This is a genomic window from Alcanivorax sediminis (genome assembly GCF_009601165.1).
Taxonomy (GTDB): domain Bacteria; phylum Pseudomonadota; class Gammaproteobacteria; order Pseudomonadales; family Alcanivoracaceae; genus Alcanivorax; species Alcanivorax sediminis.
The window spans coordinates 443,134-463,710 of the sequence record NZ_WIRE01000001.1; the positions used below are offsets into that span (position 1 = coordinate 443,134).

Genomic DNA, 20,577 nt, shown 5'->3' on the forward strand with positions numbered 1-20,577 from the left:
TTCAGGTGACGATGTCGATCTGCACCAACACTAGCCTTTTGTTCGCTGACCCTGTCCGCGGGCAAAAAAAATCCCTGGCAGCAATCTTGGGGGAAGGGAACGACTGTGCTGCCAGGGAGGCTTGCCGCCCTAATCTCGGGGGAAGAGATCAGGGAGTCCAAATAAGCTACGAACCGGCTGAGGGTACTGGGGGATCGGGGGGGTGCCAATCCGTAGCTATTCATTATGACCACCCCGATTTTCCAGAAGTTCCAGCCCGCCGCACATTTTACAATTTTCTTCGCAACGCGCCCCAACCTCACCCTTCACGTCGCAATTCCCGTAATCAAAAGACTGCTTTACCACAGAGATCACGGAGTTCACTGAGTACCCCCCCTGTTGCACACTGCCGTAGGAGCCAGCCTGCTGGCGATTGCGCCTCGATCAATGATCCATCGCTTGCAGGCAAGCTCCCACAGCGGCTTGATCCTGGGCGGAGTCTTTGCAGGAATGTAGTGCAGCGGAGTAAGGCACGCAGCGCAGTCCGAAGGGGTGAGCGAAGCGAATAAGCCAATTTGTTGACCGAACACCAGAGTGTCGAGTCACGAGAAGCGAGTTTCGAAAGGCAGAACACCAAATCTCGTGCCTCACCCAGGTTTTTTGATCTTCGAAACTCGGTATTCGAAACTCGTTTCTGGAATCCTTACCTCGCGTAGGCTCGGATCGCCTGCAGGCAGGCTCCTACAGCAGCCCTGCAGAAAGACCGTGGGAGCGGTGGTTCCACCGCGAAATGCCGGGCCTTTACGGTAGCAATCGCGGTCGAACGACCGCTCCCACACCACAGCACCCACCCGTGTGTTGCGTGCAGCGTCTTTTTTACTGCTTCCAGGGCTCCCCGCGGGTTCCCTTCATCCGCTTGAGGTCCCGGTGCATGGCCGCCTTGGCCAGCATGTGCGCGGATACCGGGGCAGTGATGAACAGGAACAGGGTGATCAGCACCTCATGCAATTGCAGCGCATGCTCCTGCCAGGAGAAATAGATCAGCGACCCCAGGATGGTACCGCCCACGCCCAGGGTGGTGGCCTTGGTGGGGCCATGCAGGCGGGTATAGAAATCCGGCAGCCGGGTCAGGCCAACGGACCCCACCAGCGCAAACACCCCACCGATAATCACAAAAATGGACACCGCCCATTCGATTAGAGAATCCATAATCACTCCGTGCCTGACGCCTGACGCCCAACGCCAGACGGATTAGCGTCCCGCTTCGGGCGGCCAGCGTCCGGCTTATTCAATAATATCCCCGCGGGTGACGTACTTCGCCACGGCCACGGTGCTGACGAAACCAATCAGGGCGATCAGCATGGCCGCCTCGAAATACAGTTTGCTGCTTTGCTGGATGCCATACAGCACGATCAAGGCGATGCTGTTGATGTACATGGTATCCAGCGCCAGCACCCGGTCGGGCAGGCTCGGGCCGAAGATCAGCCGGCCCAGGTTCAATACCCAGGCCAGCACGAACAGGCCCATGGCGATCGACAAGGCAGTGCTCAACATTCGAAGATCTCCTTCAGCGGGCGCTCGTAACGCTGTTTGATCTCGGCCACCAGCGCCGCCGGATCATCCACATCCAGGGCATGAATCAGCAGGGTCTTGCGATCCTGGCTTACATCCGCCGACACCGTGCCCGGGGTCAGGGAAATGGTGCTGGCCAGCAAGGCGATGGCGAAGTCGTCATCCAGTTCCAGTGGGAACTCCACAAACCCCGGTCGCAGGGCCTTGAGCGGCCCCAGCACCTTGATGGCCACAGAAATATTGGCGGCGATGATGTCGTAAAGCACCACCACCACAAAACCGAACATGCGCGGCAGATTGCGAATCCGAGGTACGTTGGGCCAGAACGGCTTGGTGGTGATCGGCAGCAGCACCGCCAGCACCGCACCCAACAGCGCATGACCGGCAGTGAACCCGCTGAGCAACAGCCAGGCCAGCCAGAGGATCAGACTGAGGCTAGGGAACGGCAGAACGCGCTCCATGAAGGTCTTCATGCTGCACCTCCCAGTACCGCCTGAATATACAGCTGCGGCGTCAGCAGCTGCTCCGCCACAGCGCCGGCGCACTGCAGCAGGGGCTCTGCCCAAATGGACATCACCGGGCTCAGGCCCAGCAACATCAGTACCGCCAACAACCGCCGGCGGGACGGACGCAGCCCGGCGCTTTCACCGGTGGTGCGCCAGAACAGGGTCGAGCCGGCACGACTCATGGCAATCAAACCGCACAGGCCGGCGATCAACAGCAGCGCCCAGAACAGCGGGTCCGCAACGGTGCGCAACAGCCCCACCTTGCCGATGAAGCCGGACAATGGCGGCAGCCCCACCACGGCGATGGCAGCAATAAAGAACAGCAGCGACAGACGCCCGCCGCCCAGAATGGCCGGCCCGGCCACCAGCTGGTCGCCCACGTCTCCGCGGCCACGGGCTACCAGATCCGCCAGCAGGAACAGGGCCGCACAGATCAGCGTGGAGTGGATCAGGTAATACAGGGCCGGGCCCAGCGCCGCAGCCTCACCGGCCGCCAGGGTGGCCACCAGCGTCCCCACGGACATGACCACCAGGTACGCCACCGCCGTGGCCAGCCGTTTCGCGCCCAGCACACCGGCACAGGCCATCGCCAATGTCACCAGCGCCAACCACCACAGCGCCTCCTGACCGAGACCGGCAAACGGACCCGCCGCGAAGGCCAGCGTTGCCACGCGCAGGATGGCGTAGATCCCCACCTTGGTCATGATCGCGAACAGGGCCGCCACCCCCGCAGTGGCACCGGCATAGGCCGCTGGCAGCCAGAAGTACAATGGGAACAGCGCCGCCTTGAGACCAAACACGATCCACAGCAACAGTACCGCCACCCGCAACAGGGTGGCATCAGAACCGGTCAGCGCCTGGGCTTTCACCGCAAAGTCCGCCATGTTCAGGGTGCCGGTGGTGCCATAGATCAGTCCCAGCGCGAGCAGGAACAGCCCCGACCCCACCAGGTTGAGCACCACATAATGCAGGCCCGCCTTCACCCGCTCCGGCCCGCGCCCATGGAGGGCCAGCCCGTAGGAGGCAATCAGCAGCACCTCGAAGAACACGAACAGGTTAAACAGGTCCCCGGTAAGGAAGGCCCCGTTGATACCCATCAGCTGAAACTGGAACAGGCCATGGAAGTTGGCGCCCTTGCGATCATCACCGCAGCTGGCGTAAATCAACGCCGGAAAGGCCAGCACGGCGGTGAGCAGCACCATCAAGGCACTGAGCCGGTCCAACACCAGCACGATGCCGAACGGCGCTTCCCAATTGCCCAGCTTGTAGACCGTAATGGTGCCATCCCAGGCCTGCTGCACCAGCAACACAGCCACCACCAGTGACGCCACACAGGCCGCCAGACCGGTCCAGCGGCGCAGGCGATGACGCTCGCGCACCTCCATCAACAGGAACAGCCCAGCCAGGGCCGGAATCAGGATAGGGGCAATAATCCAGTGACTCATGGATTGCCTCCCTGATCCTGCTCGTCACGGCCATCCACATGATCGTTGTAATGCTCACCCTGGCTACGCAGGGCCAGCACCACCAGAAAGGCAGTCATGGCAAAGCCGATCACGATGGCGGTCAACACCAGCGCCTGGGGCAGCGGGTCCGTGGGGTTGTCGCTCATTCCCACCACCGCCACTTCATTGATCTTCAGTCCGCCCATGGCGAACAAAAACACGTTTACCCCGTAACTCAACAGGGTCAGGCCCATGACCACCGGGAAGGTCCGCGCGCGCAGGCACAGGTAGATCCCGGTGGAGACCAGCACGCCAATAATGAGTGCAACCAGCAGTTCCATCAGGCGTTCTCCCTCTTGTCATCCAGCAGCGACAGCTTGCCCAGATTGGCCAGCATCAACAGCGTCGCCCCCACTACGGTGAGGAACACCCCGGTATCGAACAGCATGGCCGTGGCCAGCTCGAACTTGCCCACCACCGGCCAGTAAATGTAGGTAAAGCTGCTGGTCAGGAAGGGGTAATCAAACGCCCAGCTGCCCACCCCGGTCAGCCCCGCCAGCAGCACACCGAAGGCCACCACCGGGTGATAATCCCCCGGCATGCGGCTGTGCACCCAGGCCACCCCGGAAGCCACGTACTGCAGCACCAGCGCCACCGAGGTAATCAGGCCAGCCACGAAGCCCCCGCCCGGCAAGTTGTGGCCGCGCAGGAAGATATACACCGCAATCAGCAGCGCCAGTGGCAACAAGGGCCGGGAGATGGTGACCAGAATCAACGGGTGAGCGTCCTTCGCCCAGGGCCGCCCCAGCGAATCGTATCGGGCGGAGCGCAGTTCCAGATCCTTGAGCAGGGCATAGATGCCCATGGCTGCCACACCCAGCACCGTGATCTCACCAAAAGTATCGAAGCCACGGAAGTCCACCAGAATCACGTTGACCACGTTAGTGCCACCGCCACCGGGCTTGCTGTTATCCATGAAGAACTGGCTGATGGTGCTGGTTTCGCCCGTCATCACCAGGAACGCCAGGGTCGCCACCCCGGCACCACAGGTCACAGCCAACAGAATGTCGCGGATCACGCGGATAGAAGACGACTCCGCCCTGGTACGAACCGGCAGGAAATACATGGCCAGCATCAGCAGCAGAATGGTCACCACCTCCACCGACAGCTGGGTCAGGGCCAGATCCGGCGCCGAGAAGCGCACGAACAGCAGCGACACCATCAGCCCCACCACGCTCAGGGACATGATCGAGGTCATCCGGTGGCGATGCAGCAGCGTGGTCAGCAGCGCCGCCGCCATCAACATGGCGGTACAGAGGATGGCCACACCGTCCATGGGTAACTTGGAGGCGCCGAGGTCGATAGCGGAGAGACGCCCCAGCTGGGTCAACATCACCACCGCCACCAGTGTGATCAACCAGGCCACATAGCTTTGCAGGGAGCCGTTCTGGAAACGCTCGGTGAGCGCAGCCGCCCAGCGGTTAAGCTGTTGCACCCGGCCTTCGAAGACCAGCTTGGCATCCAGCTGTGGCACCTGTCCCCACAGATCAAACAGGCGACGACGCTGGGTGTAGACGAACACGCCACCCGCCGTGGCCACAAAACTCATCAGCAGCGGCAGATTGAAGCCGTGCCATACCGCCAGGTGATACTCCGGCAGAGTGCCTCCCAGGGTCGCGGTTGCCGCCACCGCCAGCAAACCTGCCACGGTAATTGCCGGGAACACCCCCACCGCCACACACAGGGCCACAAGAATCTCCACCGGCACCTTCATGTAGCGTGGCGGCTCATGGGGCGGGTACTTGGGCAGGTTCACCGGCTCACCGTTGAAGAACACGTCGTGGATAAAGCGCGCCGAATAGGCCACCGAGAACATCCCGCCCAGCGTCGCCCCCACCGGCAGAATCCAGCTCAGGGCGCCCAGCTGATGGGAACCCAGCGTCTCGGCGAAGAACATTTCCTTGGACAGGAAGCCGTTCAGCAAGGGCACCCCGGCCATGGCCGCCGACGCCACCATGGCCAGCACGGCGGTATAGGGCATGTACTTCCACAGGCCGTTGATGCGGCGCATGTCGCGGGTGCCGGTCTCGTGATCGATGATGCCGGCAGCCATGAACAGGCTGGCCTTGAAGGTGGCGTGGTTGATGATATGGAACACCGCCGCCACCGCCGCCATTTCGCTGTTCAAACCAAACAGCAGGGTGATCAGGCCCAGATGACTGATGGTCGAATAGGCCAGCAGCCCCTTCAGATCGTGCTGGAACAACGCCACAAACGCCGCCCACAGCAGCGTCAGCATGCCCGCCAGCGACACCAGCATGAACCACAGGTCGGTGCCCGCCAGTGCAGGGTACAGCCGCGCCAGCAGGAACACACCCGCCTTCACCATGGTGGCCGAGTGCAGATAGGCACTCACCGGCGTGGGCGCCGCCATGGCATGGGGCAGCCAGAAATGGAACGGGAACTGGGCGCTCTTGGTGAATACCCCCAGCAGCACCAGGCACAGGATCACCGGGTACCAGGCGCTGCCACGGATCACATCGCCGTTTTCCAGCACCGTCTGCAAATCGAAGGTGCCCACCACCTGGCCGATCAACAGCACCCCGGCCAGCAGCGCCAGGCCGCCCATACCGGTGACGGTCATGGCCATGCGCGCGCCCTTGCGCGCGCCGGTCTGGTGGCTCCAGAAACCAATCAGCAAGAAGGAGCTGAGGCTGGTCAGCTCCCAGAACACCACCAGCAACAGCAGGTTGTCACTGGTCACCACGCCCAGCATGGCGCCCATGAACAGCAACAAATACGCGTAGAAACGCCCGGCCTTCTCCTTGGCGGAGAGGTAATAGCGGGCGTAGAGAATCACCAGCAGGCCGATGCCCAACACCAGCAGGGCAAACAGCAAGGCCAGACCATCCAGGCGGAAGGCCAGCGCCAGATCCAGTGAAGGAATCCAGCGCAGGGTGCTGTGCAGGGTTTCCCCGGCAAACACCTGCATGGCAGGGCTGAACAGCAGCGCCAGCGCCGTGGCCGGCATCAACGCCGCCGCAAACGCCATCAGGGTGCGGTTGGCCGACACCCTCTCTACCAACGGTGGCAGGCACGCCCCCAGAAACGGGAGCATCACCACAAAGGCAAGGTTCATAGATCAATCCGTTGTCATGAATACCGCTTCCCGCAAGCGGATTCTTCGTTTTTACAGGCGGCAACCCGCCCGATAGCTTGATTGCAGAAGACTAGAAAAACAATGACAACGGCGGATCAGGGAAATACGGACGCCGCCCCCGGCGCGGACACTGGGACAGGATGATGCGGCAGGGCTGGACCAGAAAGGCGGTCATGACATCCGTATTGGTAGAAAGGAGCACCGAGTATGCCATGGGCGGGCCATGACGGGCCAGAAGCGAGGCACGAGTTTCGAGTTGCGAAAACCCAGGCATCCCGCGCAAGCGAGCCCTTTGTAGGAGCTAATGCTTGCATAGCGATTCTGGCGACCGAAGAACATCGCCATCAGGTATCAACTCCTGAGGGCATATTCTCTCTGCTTTTCGCAACTCGAAACTCGTCACTCGCTCCTCCTCTCCCCTGCCGAATCCCGCCATTTCCGCTACACTCTCTCCACTCAGCCACCAGCAGAAGCCGAACACCATGTCCGCAGCCGAAAAACCCATCATCCTCGTCGATGGCTCCTCCTACCTGTACCGCGCCTTTCATGCCCTGCCGCCGCTCACCACCTCCAGCGGCCAACCCACCGGGGCAGTGCGTGGCGTGGCCGCCATGCTGCGCAAGCTGATCAAGGACTACGACCCGGAATACATGGCCGTGGTGTTCGATGCCAAGGGCAAGACCTTCCGCGATGAAATGTTCGAGCACTACAAATCCCAGCGCCCGCCCATGCCCGATGACCTGCGTGCCCAGGTAGAGCCCCTGCACGATCTGATCCGCGCCATGGGCCTGCCGCTGATCATCGAAGAAGGCGTGGAAGCGGACGACGTGATCGGCACCTTCGCGCGCATCTTCGGCGAGCAGGGCAAACCGGTGCTGATCTCCACCGGCGACAAGGACATGGCCCAGCTGGTCAACGACAAGGTCACCCTGATCAACACCATGAACGATGCCCTCTACGACATCGACGGCGTCATCAAGAAGTTTGGCGTGGGCCCGGAGCTGATCATCGATTTCCTCGCCCTCATGGGCGACAAGGTGGACAACATTCCCGGCGTCCCCGGGGTGGGCGAGAAAACCGCCCTCGGCCTGCTGCAGGGCCTGGGCTCCCTGGAGACCATCTACGAGAACCTGGACAAGGTGGCCGAACTCAGCTTCCGCGGCGCCAAGACCCTCGGCAAGAAGCTGGAAGAACACAAGGACATGGCCTTCCTCTCCTACCAGCTGGCCACCATCAAGCTGGACTGCGAACTGAGCGAAGACCTGGACGACCTGAAACTGGGCGCGCCGGACAACGAAACCCTGGCGGGCTACTACCAGACCCTGGAATTCAAAGGCTGGCTGAAAGAACTGGTGGGCGGCGACAGCGAGCTCAAGGAAACCATCAGCGAAACGGTGCAGGACAACGCCCCCAGCGCCGGCATCAGCCGCGACGCCTACGACATCGTCTACACCCAGGCGCAGCTGGACAAGTGGATCGACAAACTGAAAAGCGCCGGGGAATTTTCCTTCGACACCGAAACCACCAGCCTCAACTACATGAACGCCGAACTGGTAGGCTTCTGCGTGGCAGTGGATGACAAGGCCGCCTACATCCCCTTCGGCCACAACTACCCCGGCGCCCCGGACCAGCTCGACAAGCAACTGGTCATGGACGCCTTCCGGCCGCTGCTGGAAGACGACAGCATCAAGAAGATCGGCCAGAACCTGAAATACGACATGAGCGTGCTCGCCGAAGATGTGGGCATCACCCTGCGCGGCGTCGCCTACGACACCATGCTGGAATCCTACGTGCTGGATTCCGTGGCCACCCGCCACGACATGGATTCCCTGGCGCTCAAGTACCTGGGCCACAAGACCATCAGCTTTGAAGAGATCGCCGGCAAGGGCGCCAAGCAGCTCACCTTCAACCAGGTGGGCCTGCACGAAGCCAGCCGCTACGCCGCTGAAGACGCGGACGTGACCCTGCGCCTGCACCAGACCCTGTGGCCCAAACTGGAAAAGGAAGGCCGCCTGCCGCAGGTATTCCGCGACATCGAACTGCCGCTGGTCACGGTGCTCAGCCGCATCGAGCGCAACGGCACCTACGTGGACGCCACCCTGCTCAAGCACCAGAGCCAGTTCCTGGCCAAGCGCATGGCAGAACTGCAGGAAAAGGCTTTCGAAATCGCAGGGCAGGAATTCAACCTGGCCAGCCCCAAGCAGCTGGGCGAAATCCTCTACGAAAAGCTGGAAATTCCGGTCATCAAAAAGACACCGAAAGGCGCGCCCTCCACCGCCGAACCGGTACTGCAGGAACTGGCCCTGGAATACCCCCTGCCCCAGGTGATCATGGATTACCGTGGCGTGGCCAAACTGAAGAACACCTACACCGACAAGCTGCCGGAGCTGATCAACCAGCGCACCGGCCGTGTGCACACCTCCTACCACCAGGCAGTGGCCGCCACCGGGCGCCTGTCCTCCAGCGATCCGAACCTGCAGAACATTCCGGTGCGCAGTGAAGAAGGCCGCAAGATTCGCCAGGCCTTCCTCGCCCCCAAAGGGAAAAAGATCGTCGCCTGCGATTACTCCCAGATCGAACTGCGTATCATGGCGCACCTGAGTGGCGACAAGGGCCTCACCGATGCCTTTGAAAAAGGCCTGGATATTCACCGCGCCACCGCCGCCGAAGTGTGGGGCAAAACCCTGGACGACGTGAGCGACAACGACCGCCGCAACGCCAAGGCCATCAACTTCGGCCTGATCTACGGCATGAGCGCCTTCGGCCTGGCCAAACAACTGGGCCTGCCGCGCAAGGAAGCCCAGGACTACATCGACCTCTACTTCGAACGCTACCCGGGCGTAAAACGCTACATGGAAGACACCCGCGCCCAGGCCTCCGAGCAAGGCTACGTGGAAACCCTGTTCGGCCGCCGCCTCTACCTGCCGGAAATCCGCAGCAGCAACGGCCAACGCCGCCAGGCCGCCGAACGCACCGCCATCAACGCCCCCATGCAAGGCACCGCCGCGGACATCATCAAGATGGCCATGATCAAGGTCCACGACTGGCTGGAGACCACCGACTTTGATGCCAAGATGATCATGCAGGTGCACGATGAATTGGTGTTTGAAGTGGCGGAAGATCAGGTGGAAGGTCTGGTGAAGGAAGTGAAGGGGCGCATGGAGTCTGCGGCGAAGTTGAAGGTGCCGTTGATTGTGGATGCGGGAATTGGGGAGAATTGGGATGAGGCGCATTGACTTTAATCATACAGGGAACTAAGGAAAACAAAATGGAAAACACCATCCCGGACTGGTTACTTTCAGACATCAAAAACGGCAACACCATTTTGTTCTTGGGAGCAGGAGCAACAATAGGCGCCAGCTCAACAACGGGCCAAGATCCTGTTAACGGAAATCAACTACGAGATATACTTTGCGATGAATATCTTGGCGGGGAGTTGAAAGACAAAAGCCTTTCTCGAGTGGCTGAATTGGCCAAGAATGGGGTCGGCCTAAAACGCGTCCAACAAAAAATAACCAGTCTATTTTCTCACCTGGCTCCAGCACCATTTCACATAAAAATTCCAACGTTTAAGTGGCAAGCAATATTCACAACCAACTATGACACAATCATAGAAAAATCATACGAACAACAAAAATCGAGCCTTCAGAAGCCTCTTGTATTAGCAAAAAACACCTCCAACCTCGAAAAGAAATTGTCTGCAGGGGGCGTAGTACCAATCATCAAGCTTCATGGCTGCATAAATCATGACAATGATGATGAAATACCATTCATTTTGGCCTCAGAGGAATATGCCAAACATAGAAACAATCGTGATCAATTATTTTCGTTGCTTTCTGAGTGGGGAAGAGATTACTCCATTATATTTTGTGGCTATGACATTGAAGACCCCAACATACAACAAATTCTTTTTGATCTAGGTGACAACAGCATAAGCAGGCCATCTTATGTAGTCGCACGGCCAGGGCTTCACTCTGCTGAGATAAGCTATTGGAAATCTAGGCGCTTCATCGTTTTCAACGATTCATTTGAAAAACTCATTGAATATTTAGATCAAAATATTGATGCAGAAAAAAGAAAGCTATCCATGGCGAGAAATAGCGGAGGCATATCGCTAAACAATGGTCTCGACAAACTAGACAAAGACACTCAAGACTATATAAACGAAAATGTCGATTACATTTACAAGGCATTGCCATGCAACAAAGTACCTCCTGAAAAATTTTATCGAGGCCTTGATGACTCATGGGGTGCGTTTAGCGAAGATTTAGATTCGCATAGAAACATCACAGACCAACTATTAATCGACATCGCACTTGATGAAAAACCTGACAAGCCAGAACTATACTTGCTGAAAGGTTACGCTGGCTCCGGGAAAACGGTGATTTTAAAAAGATTCTCTTGGTCTTCAGCACATGACTACCAAAGGAAAATTTTATACATCAGACCTGGAAGTTTCGTAAACCCACTCCTCTTAATAAATGCTTGCGAGGCGATCGAAGACCCAATCGTAGTGGTCGACGAACTATATCAAAACATTGAAGAAATAAACGAACTTATTCGCTTAGCAGAAGCAAAGAAAACAAACATTCAAGTCCTTACATCTGCAAGATCAAATGAGTGGAATATATTTGGAGAAAACCTGAGCTCACCAATAAAAGCTGAGTATGAAGTAGGCCACTTAACACATCATGAGATCGAAACCCTCATATCAAAGTTAAAAGAAAAGAAGCAACTTGAACAAAATCTTTTGACTGAAGAAAGGGTTAAAGAACTCTTTACAAAATTTGCCCACAACTTACTTCTTGTTGGTCTTTATGAGGCTATAGACAATGGAAGCCTCTCCGATATTGTACTAGATGAGTACGAAAAAATATCTTCAGAAGAAGCAAAGATGATCTATCGTGACATTGCCACTCTAAACCAGTTTAGAGTGCCTGTTAGAGCAGGGCTAATCTCCAGGATCAACAATATAAATTTCACAGAATTTAGCCAAAAGCTAATCCTTCCCCTTGAAAAAGTTGTTAAAGTTGAATTCAGCTCAAAACATAGAGATCACATCTATGAGACCAGGCACCCAATAATTGCCGAAAATTTATTTATGCAGGTCTTCAATGAGGAAGAAAAAAAATCTTCACAAATCGTTAGAGTTATAAAGTCACTAAACCCCGCCTTCCAATCTGATGAAGAAGCAATATCGCAGTTAATACGAGGAAAAACACTGTCCCAATCTTTTAGAAACAAACACTTTGTTAAAAACATATATGATGCAGCACTAGAAAATCCCCTAATAGAAAAGTCATATATTTACCACCAAATGGCAGTATTTGAACTTCGCCACGCGGGCTGTGATCTATCAGCAGCATACAGCTACATCTGCACATCTGAAGATAACGCAGAAGAAGGAAGAGTAAGCTCCGCGATTCTCCACACAAAAGCAAACATATTCAGGCGAAGAGCCAACGCTTCTCAACTGCCCCCCGAGAAGGACAAGTTCAGAAATGAGGCCAAAACAATTTTGAAAGGGATTATTAACAGCCGCTTCGGATCTCCCTCTATATCTCTTTTGTCAAATATCTATACCGACGAGATCAGTGACGAGCTCTCCAAAGAAAATTCCTCTGAATCTCTAATCCAAGAATTAATAAAAATTGTTCAAGATTTAATTGAGTCTGGATCACAACGCTTCCCTAGTGACCAACACATCGATGAGGCCGAAGCCAATTTAAATAAAGCACTAGGCAAGGACAAAAAAGCCATCGATATTATGGAAAGAGCCGTTTCCAAGAGTGGCCACGAGCCCTCCGTCACGATGAGATACACCAAGCTCTTGAAAAAAGCTGCACCGGATCAAACTGATAAGATTGAGAACTTCTTAAAACAATCTTTATCTCACTACCCCATGAACAAGCTTATTAACTTTGAGCTCGGTCATTTCTACTCAAAGTTCGACGAAGAAGAAAAAATAAAGCTTTCCGAGACCCACTTTAAACGCTCTTACTCAGAGGGAGACGAGCGATACCTTGCAAGATTCTGGCATGCTAGACAGCTATACTTACTAGAAAAAAAGGAAGAAGCAAAATCAATTTTCGACTATCTTTCTGTGGCACGAGTTTCGCCCGAGAAAAAATATGAAATCGTTGCACCAATTAAGGAATCCGGAAGAACAACATTTTTTCCCGGTTCAATACACAGCACTCATGACTCATTCTTATTTGTACAAATTGACAATTTGAACGACTTAATTTTCTGCCATCATTCAATCATTAAAAATTGTGACAAAAGCAAAATTGCAAAGGGAGAGAAGGTTAAATGCGAGGTAGGCTTTAATTTCAAAGGGCCAGCTGTAAAAAATATCACCTTCACGCGATGAAGTTGCCCCAAATTTAAAGCCCGAACCGGGCTCAGGTCTTGTCCCGTGCCCGCTAGGTAGCCTCTTTGAGGCTACCTAGCGCGGGAGACCGGAGTCAGATCTTGCCCCGAGGAGGCACCGGGGCCAGGTCTCCCATTTCCCCGGAACCGGGGTCAGGTCTTGCCCCGTGCCCCTCGCACTATTCTGCTTACCCGAGAGTAGTGCAACCCAAAGTAATCCCCTATCTCTTTCATACTGTACGCACCGCTACCATGGGCCGCTATGATTGCACTATTTCGATCCGGGGCCATTTCAGCCAACTCCGACAGGGACTGCGCCACTCGGCGCCTCTGTATCACAGGCACCTCAGATAGCCTTTCCTGTTCGTCCAGTTTTGAAACCATCTGCTCAACAAAGGCATCACTGCCAAGGTAGACCTGGTTCTTCAGATCCTCCCACGGACTTGGCTGATCCTTACCCTCCTGGACAAACTGCTTGTAAGCCTGAATAGCTTCGCCTCTGCTCTCACCGAAACTGGCGAGGATCCAGTCTGTGCTCACCCCTTCCGGTAAGGCCTGAAGGCCGATGGCTCCCCGGTAGCTACTCCATGGCCATTCTTCCGCCGTATGGACCATGCGCGCCCGAACCGGATTGAGGACGATATACCTGGCCAGCTCCAGCAGATAAGCCTGCTTCTCAACCAGTACCGAGCTGTATCGACCCTGAAAGACATGCCCGCAACCAGGAACCGGGGTCAGGCCTCCCATTTCCCAGCCAGCCCTTTTTACACCTTTCTACCCTTAACCCTACTTCTACCCTTCCAATAACTGCTCAAGCAACGCATCAATTTCGGCTTTCAGCTCTTTATCTTCCAGCTTGTTCGCGTTTACTTTAGCCGCTTCAAGACTGCTGATCGCCGCCTGGGTTTGTCCCAGCTCTGCCTGCAGCCGGGCCATGGACAATCCGATGGAGGCAAGATGATCTTTGGCATTGATCGCCTTCGCCTTTCCCATGGCCTTTTCGTACAGCGCCAGCGCAGCATCGAAATCTTCCGTAAAGTCGCCAAGCGTTTCCCATTGCTCGGGATGGTCTTTATCGGTGTTTTCGTTATCCGTGCAGATAGTCTCGAGCTGGCCATACAGCGAATCAAATTCCGCCTTGTTACCTTTTCTGTCCGCCTCCATCAGCTTCTCAGCCAGGCTGTAAACGGCCTTGTATATCTTGGTGTTAATCATTATCTATCCATCAAAAGTAAACAGGGGACTCTCACCCACTTCACGTGATCTTGACATGCCCCTGACCACGCTGACAGTTTACGCGAAAAAGGGCCACCCCATGACCGGCATGACTGCACTACTGATTTATATCGTCTGGACGCTGATTCTGGCGCTCAGCTACGCCACTTACCGGCTGCCGCTGGTACTCACCGGCAAGAAGGCCGCCAATCACTGGGAGCGGGGCAAGCCCGTTGATGATCCCGAGTTTCTGGTTCGCGCCAAGGCGGCCCACCTGAACTGCCTGGAAAACCTGCCGCTGTTCGCCGCCCTGGTGCTGATCGGTGCAGCCACCGACCAGATCGTTACCGTGAATGCCGTCGCCGGGATTATTGTGGCCGCGCGCATCGGCCAAAGCCTGGTGCATCTAATCGGCACCAGCTTCCCGCTGGTCTTCATCCGCGCCAGCTTATTCCTGACGCAGGTGGCACTGATGCTGTATTTGGCGTTTGCGCTGATCTGATTCCCGAAGCAAGAGCATAAAACCGGGCGGGAATCGGAGTCGATTCCCGCCTTAACGCTTACCCCGCCCCATTCACCTCCGCCAGCAACGCCCTTGCTGCCAGCTTGCCAAATTCATTGGCCGCATCCGGGCTGTCCCCGGTGATCAGCTTACGGTCTTCGCAGCAGCTGCCATTGGCTTTCTTGTTGATGATTTCCACGCCCTGCTCACGGAGCCGGTCGCCGAAGTACCAGGGCATGGGGCCGGGCAGGTAGCCAAACTTGGGGGTGAGCTTGTCGAGGCTGTCCGGGAACACCGCCATCTTGTAACCGTGATAGGCGAAGTCCCTGGGATCGCCGCCACGGTTTTCTGCCAGCAAGGCCGCAGGGCCGTGGCAGATGGTGAGCATGTGTTTGTCGTTGGCGTTGACCCAGCGGATCAGGGTTTGCAGGTCTTCACTCTCCGGCAGGCCCAACATGGCGCCGTGACCACCGGGGATGAACACCGCCAGGTAGTCGGCGTGATCTTCCAGGCCTGCGGCGACCAGGGCCTTTAGGGATTGAGGCTGTTCGAATTGCGGCTGGTAGCGTTGCAGGGCATCCGTGACCACGTCGTCTTTCTCTGGCACCGCCCACCTTTCTATTTTTACCGGTGCGCCGGTAGGCGTGCAGACCTCAATCTGGAAGCCGGCTTTTTCCAGGTGCAGTAGCGGCACCATCATTTCTACCGGGTGATTGCCGGTGGAAAACTTCACGCCGTTCGCCATGGTCATGTAGCGCTCTTCGGTGCAGACCATCAGCACCTTGGCCGTGCCGCCCTGAAGGGCATCCGGATACTCGGTGTGGTCGTAATCGGTCTTGCTTTTGGTGGCCAGCTTCAGCGCCACAGGGGAAGGCGTGAAGCCACCCTCGCCATCGTCTTTGGGGGCCATGCCAAACATTGCCTTGATGCCGCTAGCCATAAATCCTCCTGATCACCGGGTTCCTTGCCCGCACCCCGCAACACTGGGCCGCGACGAGGCGGTGTCCCTACCTTATCAGAAAGTGGTCAATCCCTTCCCGGTCCGCTGTGAGAACATGGCTAGCAGCTAGGGCAGGTCAAACCGCCGCTGCAACCCGGAGAGAGTGAGATTGGAAAAGTACTGCGGCCCATCGGGATTGAAACCGGCAGGAAAGCCATCCACCGCCGCGCGATAGGTAATACGTCGCGCCAGGACCAGGGTCTGGTCTTCGGGTGAAAGAGGAAGAAACACCTCCTCTTTCTTCAGCCTGCCATCAACATAGTCAAAATCATTTTTGACGGACGGCACGCCAGAGGTATCCGGGTAGACGGTTTGCGAGCGCAACCGCCCATTTGCATCGTATTGGTAGAGGACACCCTTATCCCCCGGCTCCTGCCAGGTGCTCATGGGGTTGCCATTGGAATGGTAGTGGTAATCCGGGCCCTGGGTAAGCACATCATCGGCTGTATCCAGCTCACCATCTTCACCGGCTTCCCGGCGGGTGGAGCCGGTTACCTGATCGCGCTCGTTGAGCTGGTAGGTCACCCGCAGCGGGTCCGGTGCGCCGGAGACAAAGTTCTTGTCGATCTCAACGGTATAGGTGTTGAGATCACGATCCAGGGTGCGCGTGCCGTGCTCGGTGTGGTTGAAGACATAGCCGTGGTAGTAATCCACTTCCCGCTCAATGGCATTGTCGCTGTAGGTGTAGCGCATGGTTTCGTCCAGCAGTTTGCAGCTGCGATACTGCAACGCCTCAAGAGCGGCATTGGAGCCGGTCTCACAGGCATCAGCGAGCACCCCTGACGCAAAGTCCGTTTCCAGAACTTCGATCTCTATGGCTTCAGGCCTGCCTTCTTCATCAAGGGTGATCATGGCCTGTTGGGACTGTCCTAACAGGCCATCCTCAACACCATCCTGATACGCGGTAAGGGTTTGCGAATCAGTCACGACACTCCCTTCTCTCTCCCGAGAGAGCACCATCCGATACCCTCCATTCCCGTCGGGACAATGCGGCCCAGTGCAATATTCCTCACGGGCGACTCGATGACCTTCCAGCGGAGGGCAATACATGGCTTCGCCATCGGGCTGATCTGATGCGGCCAACGCTGCGGCACCGGTGGGTGAGCGGGCTATGGCATGAACAGGTAGAAACCGCTGACGCGGCAAAACATTGTCGCCTGCCTCATGGGCCACATACTCGCATTCAAGGAACAGGGAATCGGTATCGTCAGCGGTGCCCCAGAGGCCGTCTTCACCGGGGGCGTAATAGCGGGAGCGCAGCAAGTCTGCGGTGCTGTAGTCGTACACCACCTTGCCTGTGAGCTCACCGGTGTCCCGATTGAAATACTCGATGGACGCTGGCGCCACGTCAGCAGACTTTGCTGCTGTCGACGGCACTGGCGACGAACTGCTGCCACCGCAGCCGCTCAACAGGAAAGCCGATGCTGTTACCAGCAGGCAGCCTGATTGAACGAACAATGATTTAAGCATCCGTGCCTCTATATCTTTATCGGCGCAGCAACCCACGCCATCGTTTTTTGTTAACCGCGCATCGCGCTTTTCTTTAAGACTGAATCGTCTCAAGAGCAAAATCATTGCCGTGCCTCCGCTCAGCGACACACACTGCACAGTGTTCTATTCGCAGGCAGCATCAAATTCATCCATCACCTGCATCATGTCCTCGTCCATACCAACCCACCCAACGACATACTCATCCCCCTGAGGCACAATCTCATTGCGCAGCTCACGACGCTCAAGAATCCGGACAAGAATATCTTTCTCGTCTTTTGAAAGTGTTATTTTGGCAGGCCCCGTTTCGCCCTTTGACAGGTCCGGCTCCAGCGTCAGCACTTCGGCTGGGAGCCCATTAATTACCGATGCACCGTCAAACCCTACCAACACGGCATCCACCGGAATTTTGCTTACACCACCAATCGCACCATCACGAATGATGCTAAACCCACGTGGTTGCGGCGGATTACCGGAAAACAGCACCACCGCACCGTCACCCAGATGACGGGGCTCGTCACCCAGCACGCTGAGAAAATCCTGCTGACTTTCCGGGAGATAGACATCCCCCTCCTGATACGGGGGATTATCATTACCAAGACGGCTTTTACGATGTGTTACCACAGGGGTAACCTTGCCCAGATCATCAATGTCATACCGGATAACCAGCAATGCGGTCGCCTGACGCAGCCGGTCTTCATCGGAAAGGCGATTGAAGCTCTCCCAGGAGGAAGCCTCGATTTCGATCGTCCCCTCACTCTCATCTGTCGCTGTCGCATCATTGAAGTCCGGACCGCAAGCACACAGCGTTAGAGAGAAGGCACACGCAAGGCCAACACCCAATAATGCTTTCACAGAAAATCCCTTGTCTGTTTTTTTATTCCACCCAGGAGGGCTTGCAGGCTCCAATCTACCCACAGGGCAAAAAATTGCAATTAATCCCGGCTCATTCCCATACCAGAACTCGCTATCCAGCGGTGAGGCTGGACGTTCAACCCGCCAACAGACTCTCCACCGCTTTCAGGCTGTCCGGGTCCCGGGCCAGTTCCTTTTCTGCAAACGCCTCCAGGGCTTTCTCATGGGCGTACACATAGGCAAAGAACGCCCGTTCTTCCTCCTTGGCATGCTCCTTCAGGCGCAGGAACTTCTCCTGGAATGGTCCCGTGGCATTGCGTACAAGCGTCATGGCCAGGCGCCAGGGCATGGCCGCGAGGGCGGCGCCTTCCGCCCTGCCTTTCAAGGCCCAGCCCGTGGGCTCAATCACGCTTTGGCCGGTTTGCGCCATGTAGTCCAGATAGCGCTGCAGGGTTTGCTCCTCCAGCGCCTTCAGCGCCAGCCATTTTGCCTTGCGCCCCCGGTGACGGGTAAGGCGGGCGGCCGTATCAAACACCGCCCGGCCGTACACCTCCGATTCATGGATTCGCTGCAGGTCAGCCTGGTATTCGGGGTAGCTCATCAGGGTTCTCCTCGAGTCAGGCAGCGGGGGCTGCCCGATGGTTGCGTTGGTGGATATCGGTGATCGCCTGCACCAGGGCGGTGGCGAAGTGCTCGGTGCTTTCCATGAAGGGCATATGGCCCACATTCCAGAACACCTCCGTGTGCGCGTCGGGCACTCGGGCCGCCAGGAGTACCGACTGGGACGTGGGCACCACCGGATCGTGGGTGCCGATAAACAGATGGCACGGCACACGGATCTCGCCCAGCCGGTCGCCAACTTCCAGCTTGCTGATGCCGTTAAACAGGCAGAACAGGGCCCTGGCATCCTGTGCCTCGGTATCGGTGCGAAGATGCTCGAGCATGGCATGACTCAGGGGATGACGCAGAAACGCTTTGCGATCGCGAGCCAGCAGACTGGCAAAGGTTTTCTGCACAACGCGACTGTGTCGGGCAATGGCAAGATTGGCCGCAAACAACGGCCGCCCCCATTGCCCCAGCGCCGCCAGTTTTACCAGCAACCCTTCCACACCACCCCACTGCCCGCTATGAAAACCCGCAACGCTGACGACGCCCGCCAACTGGGGTGAATGATGAATGGCCAGATTCAGGGCGGCGAACCCACCGGTAGAATGCCCCACCACGATGGCTTTTCGGCCCTTGAGCAGCTGTGCCAGGGCCCCGTTCATGATCCGGTAGAACCAGGCATCGTCCACCTGCTCCGGCTGAAAGTCCGCCGGGGCGGTGGACGGCGGATGGGCAGGGAGGCTCAGGGCGTACCAGGCGCGCGTGTCGCGATATTCCGCCGGCAGAACCGCACGCCAGAAGTTCACCGACGCCAGTACCCCATGAATGAACACTTCCGCGGGCTCGTCGGGCTGTGCCAGATGCTCATTCACGGCCAGGTATGCCAGACGATGGCCTTCGATGTCGACAAACCCTTCTCTTACATTCATACGCTCTCCCGATCGCTATCTGATGGCAGCGGCCACTGTTCGGGATAAGCGTAGCGATGAACGCAGGAGACGTATTGAACGAAACAGCTACTGTTGCCGGGCTTGCTGCAAAGCGTGGAGGGCATCCATATAGGTGAGGCCAAATGATTCGGCGAAAGCACGGCTCATGTGAGGTAAATCACTGAAGCCCGCCTGCATGGCGGCATCCATCGGGTTGTTGCCGTCCAGCAGCGCATCCATGGCCATCCTCAGCTTGAGCCACTTCTTGTAACTGCGCAGCGGAATACCGGATTGCTCCACAAACCAGTGGGAAAAGCGGCTGGCCGAAAGGTGCGCCATGGCCGCCAGCTCCTCCCGATCGGGATCGTTCCCGGCACGCAGCTGCCTGGTGATCTCGTTAACGGTCTCCCGAAAGCGCACGTCGGCTGACGCATCGGAAGGTGCCACCCTCAGCAGGTCCGATTCCAGCAGGGCGCGCAGGTCACTGGCCGCGGACAACTGGCGAAGGGGGGCAGGCAGCTCTGTCGCCGTCAAGGCGGCCCAGCCCGCTTCACTGCGCTCACCCAGCGCCGTGAGTGGCGATCGGGCCAGAGGATCAAAGTAAATGGAGCAGACATAACCGGAATACAGCTGGTGTTTCACGTTCGACGACAGGAATACTGCCTGGGCATGGCGTCGCCCGGAGTTACCGGCCTCGAACTCCAGCTCACCCTCCACCGCAATGGTCAGTTGGGATGCCCAGTGACTGTGCGGCTTGTTGGGGCCCACATGACCACGAAAGATGGCCACACTGTCGGAAAAAACGATATCCAGCTTCCAGTCTTTTTCCATGGCCGTTTCATCCGGTCAGTCATTCAGTCGCGCAGAGGACACCCGAAAGGAGGAGGCGCCCCGACACTGGGACTATCCTTCTCCTGCGAACGGGTTGCAACCCGGTGCATCGCGACG

At 57.0% G+C, this 20,577-nt stretch carries 17 protein-coding genes; 3 read left to right on the top strand and 14 right to left on the bottom strand.

What is annotated here, in order from left to right; genetic code table 11:
* Window positions 1–855 precede the first annotated feature (855 nt).
* From GFN93_RS01825 to GFN93_RS01850, 6 genes are all read right to left on the bottom strand, one after another.
* Window positions 856–1,188 (bottom strand): Na+/H+ antiporter subunit G, encoded by a 333-nt coding sequence (locus GFN93_RS01825; protein ID WP_153498727.1) that lies wholly within the window; start codon window positions 1,186–1,188, stop codon window positions 856–858.
* 75 nt (window positions 1,189–1,263) lie between these two features.
* Complete coding sequence (locus GFN93_RS01830; protein ID WP_153498728.1) at window positions 1,264–1,533, bottom strand: K+/H+ antiporter subunit F; 270 nt, start codon at window positions 1,531–1,533, stop codon at window positions 1,264–1,266.
* On the bottom strand, window positions 1,527–2,024 hold the full coding sequence (locus tag GFN93_RS01835; RefSeq protein ID WP_153498729.1) for a Na+/H+ antiporter subunit E: 498 nt from the start codon (window positions 2,022–2,024) through the stop codon (window positions 1,527–1,529). The genes GFN93_RS01830 and GFN93_RS01835 overlap by 7 nt, the downstream gene beginning before the upstream one ends.
* Entirely contained in the window at window positions 2,021–3,502 is a 1,482-nt protein-coding gene (locus GFN93_RS01840) for a monovalent cation/H+ antiporter subunit D (RefSeq protein WP_153498730.1), read from the bottom strand. The genes GFN93_RS01835 and GFN93_RS01840 overlap by 4 nt, the downstream gene beginning before the upstream one ends.
* Window positions 3,499–3,843, bottom strand: coding sequence for a Na+/H+ antiporter subunit C (locus GFN93_RS01845; RefSeq protein WP_153498731.1), 345 nt, complete (start codon window positions 3,841–3,843; stop codon window positions 3,499–3,501). Before GFN93_RS01845 ends, GFN93_RS01840 begins: the two co-directional genes overlap by 4 nt.
* The gene (locus tag GFN93_RS01850; RefSeq protein WP_153498732.1) at window positions 3,843–6,641 is read right to left on the bottom strand and encodes a monovalent cation/H+ antiporter subunit A; all 2,799 of its coding nucleotides are present in this window, start codon (window positions 6,639–6,641) and stop codon (window positions 3,843–3,845) included. The genes GFN93_RS01845 and GFN93_RS01850 overlap by 1 nt, the downstream gene beginning before the upstream one ends.
* A 503-nt stretch (window positions 6,642–7,144) precedes the next feature.
* Between GFN93_RS01850 and polA the strand changes: the two genes are divergently transcribed.
* Complete coding sequence (gene polA / locus GFN93_RS01855; protein ID WP_153498733.1) at window positions 7,145–9,898, top strand: DNA polymerase I; 2,754 nt, start codon at window positions 7,145–7,147, stop codon at window positions 9,896–9,898.
* 32 nt (window positions 9,899–9,930) lie between these two features.
* Window positions 9,931–13,035, top strand: coding sequence for an SIR2 family NAD-dependent protein deacylase (locus tag GFN93_RS01860; RefSeq protein WP_153498734.1), 3,105 nt, complete (start codon window positions 9,931–9,933; stop codon window positions 13,033–13,035).
* Window positions 13,036–13,187: 152 nt separating this feature from the next.
* Here GFN93_RS01860 and GFN93_RS01865 read toward each other — a convergent pair whose 3' ends face one another.
* Together GFN93_RS01865 and GFN93_RS01870 are read right to left on the bottom strand one after the other, a co-directional pair.
* The gene (locus GFN93_RS01865; protein ID WP_153498735.1) at window positions 13,188–13,781 is read right to left on the bottom strand and encodes an RNA polymerase sigma factor sigma-70 region 4 domain-containing protein; all 594 of its coding nucleotides are present in this window, start codon (window positions 13,779–13,781) and stop codon (window positions 13,188–13,190) included.
* A gap of 45 nt (window positions 13,782–13,826) precedes the next feature.
* On the bottom strand, window positions 13,827–14,249 hold the full coding sequence (locus tag GFN93_RS01870) for a tetratricopeptide repeat protein (RefSeq protein WP_153498736.1): 423 nt from the start codon (window positions 14,247–14,249) through the stop codon (window positions 13,827–13,829).
* Between the two features lie 55 nt (window positions 14,250–14,304).
* On the opposite strand from GFN93_RS01870, the gene GFN93_RS01875 reads away from it, so the two are divergent.
* On the top strand, window positions 14,305–14,751 hold the full coding sequence (locus GFN93_RS01875; protein WP_235901620.1) for an MAPEG family protein: 447 nt from the start codon (window positions 14,305–14,307) through the stop codon (window positions 14,749–14,751).
* Between the two features lie 58 nt (window positions 14,752–14,809).
* Here the strand turns inward: GFN93_RS01875 and hchA are convergent, their stop codons facing one another.
* From hchA to GFN93_RS01905, 6 genes are all read right to left on the bottom strand, one after another.
* Window positions 14,810–15,691, bottom strand: coding sequence for a glyoxalase III HchA (hchA, locus tag GFN93_RS01880; protein ID WP_153498737.1), 882 nt, complete (start codon window positions 15,689–15,691; stop codon window positions 14,810–14,812).
* Window positions 15,692–15,817: 126 nt separating this feature from the next.
* Complete coding sequence (locus GFN93_RS01885) at window positions 15,818–17,221, bottom strand: hypothetical protein (RefSeq protein WP_153498738.1); 1,404 nt, start codon at window positions 17,219–17,221, stop codon at window positions 15,818–15,820.
* 144 nt (window positions 17,222–17,365) lie between these two features.
* On the bottom strand, window positions 17,366–18,094 hold the full coding sequence (locus tag GFN93_RS01890; RefSeq protein ID WP_153498739.1) for a hypothetical protein: 729 nt from the start codon (window positions 18,092–18,094) through the stop codon (window positions 17,366–17,368).
* A 136-nt stretch (window positions 18,095–18,230) separates the two neighbouring features.
* Window positions 18,231–18,695 (bottom strand): hypothetical protein, encoded by a 465-nt coding sequence (locus GFN93_RS01895; protein ID WP_153498740.1) that lies wholly within the window; start codon window positions 18,693–18,695, stop codon window positions 18,231–18,233.
* Between the two features lie 16 nt (window positions 18,696–18,711).
* A complete protein-coding gene (locus GFN93_RS01900) occupies window positions 18,712–19,629 on the bottom strand; it encodes an alpha/beta fold hydrolase (protein WP_153498741.1) in 918 nt (305 codons plus the stop codon).
* Window positions 19,630–19,716: 87 nt separating this feature from the next.
* Window positions 19,717–20,460 carry a helix-turn-helix transcriptional regulator gene (locus GFN93_RS01905; protein WP_153498742.1) on the bottom strand — a complete coding sequence of 248 codons (744 nt, stop codon included), beginning with the start codon at window positions 20,458–20,460 and terminating at the stop codon, window positions 19,717–19,719.
* Between the last annotated feature and the right edge of the window lie 117 nt (window positions 20,461–20,577).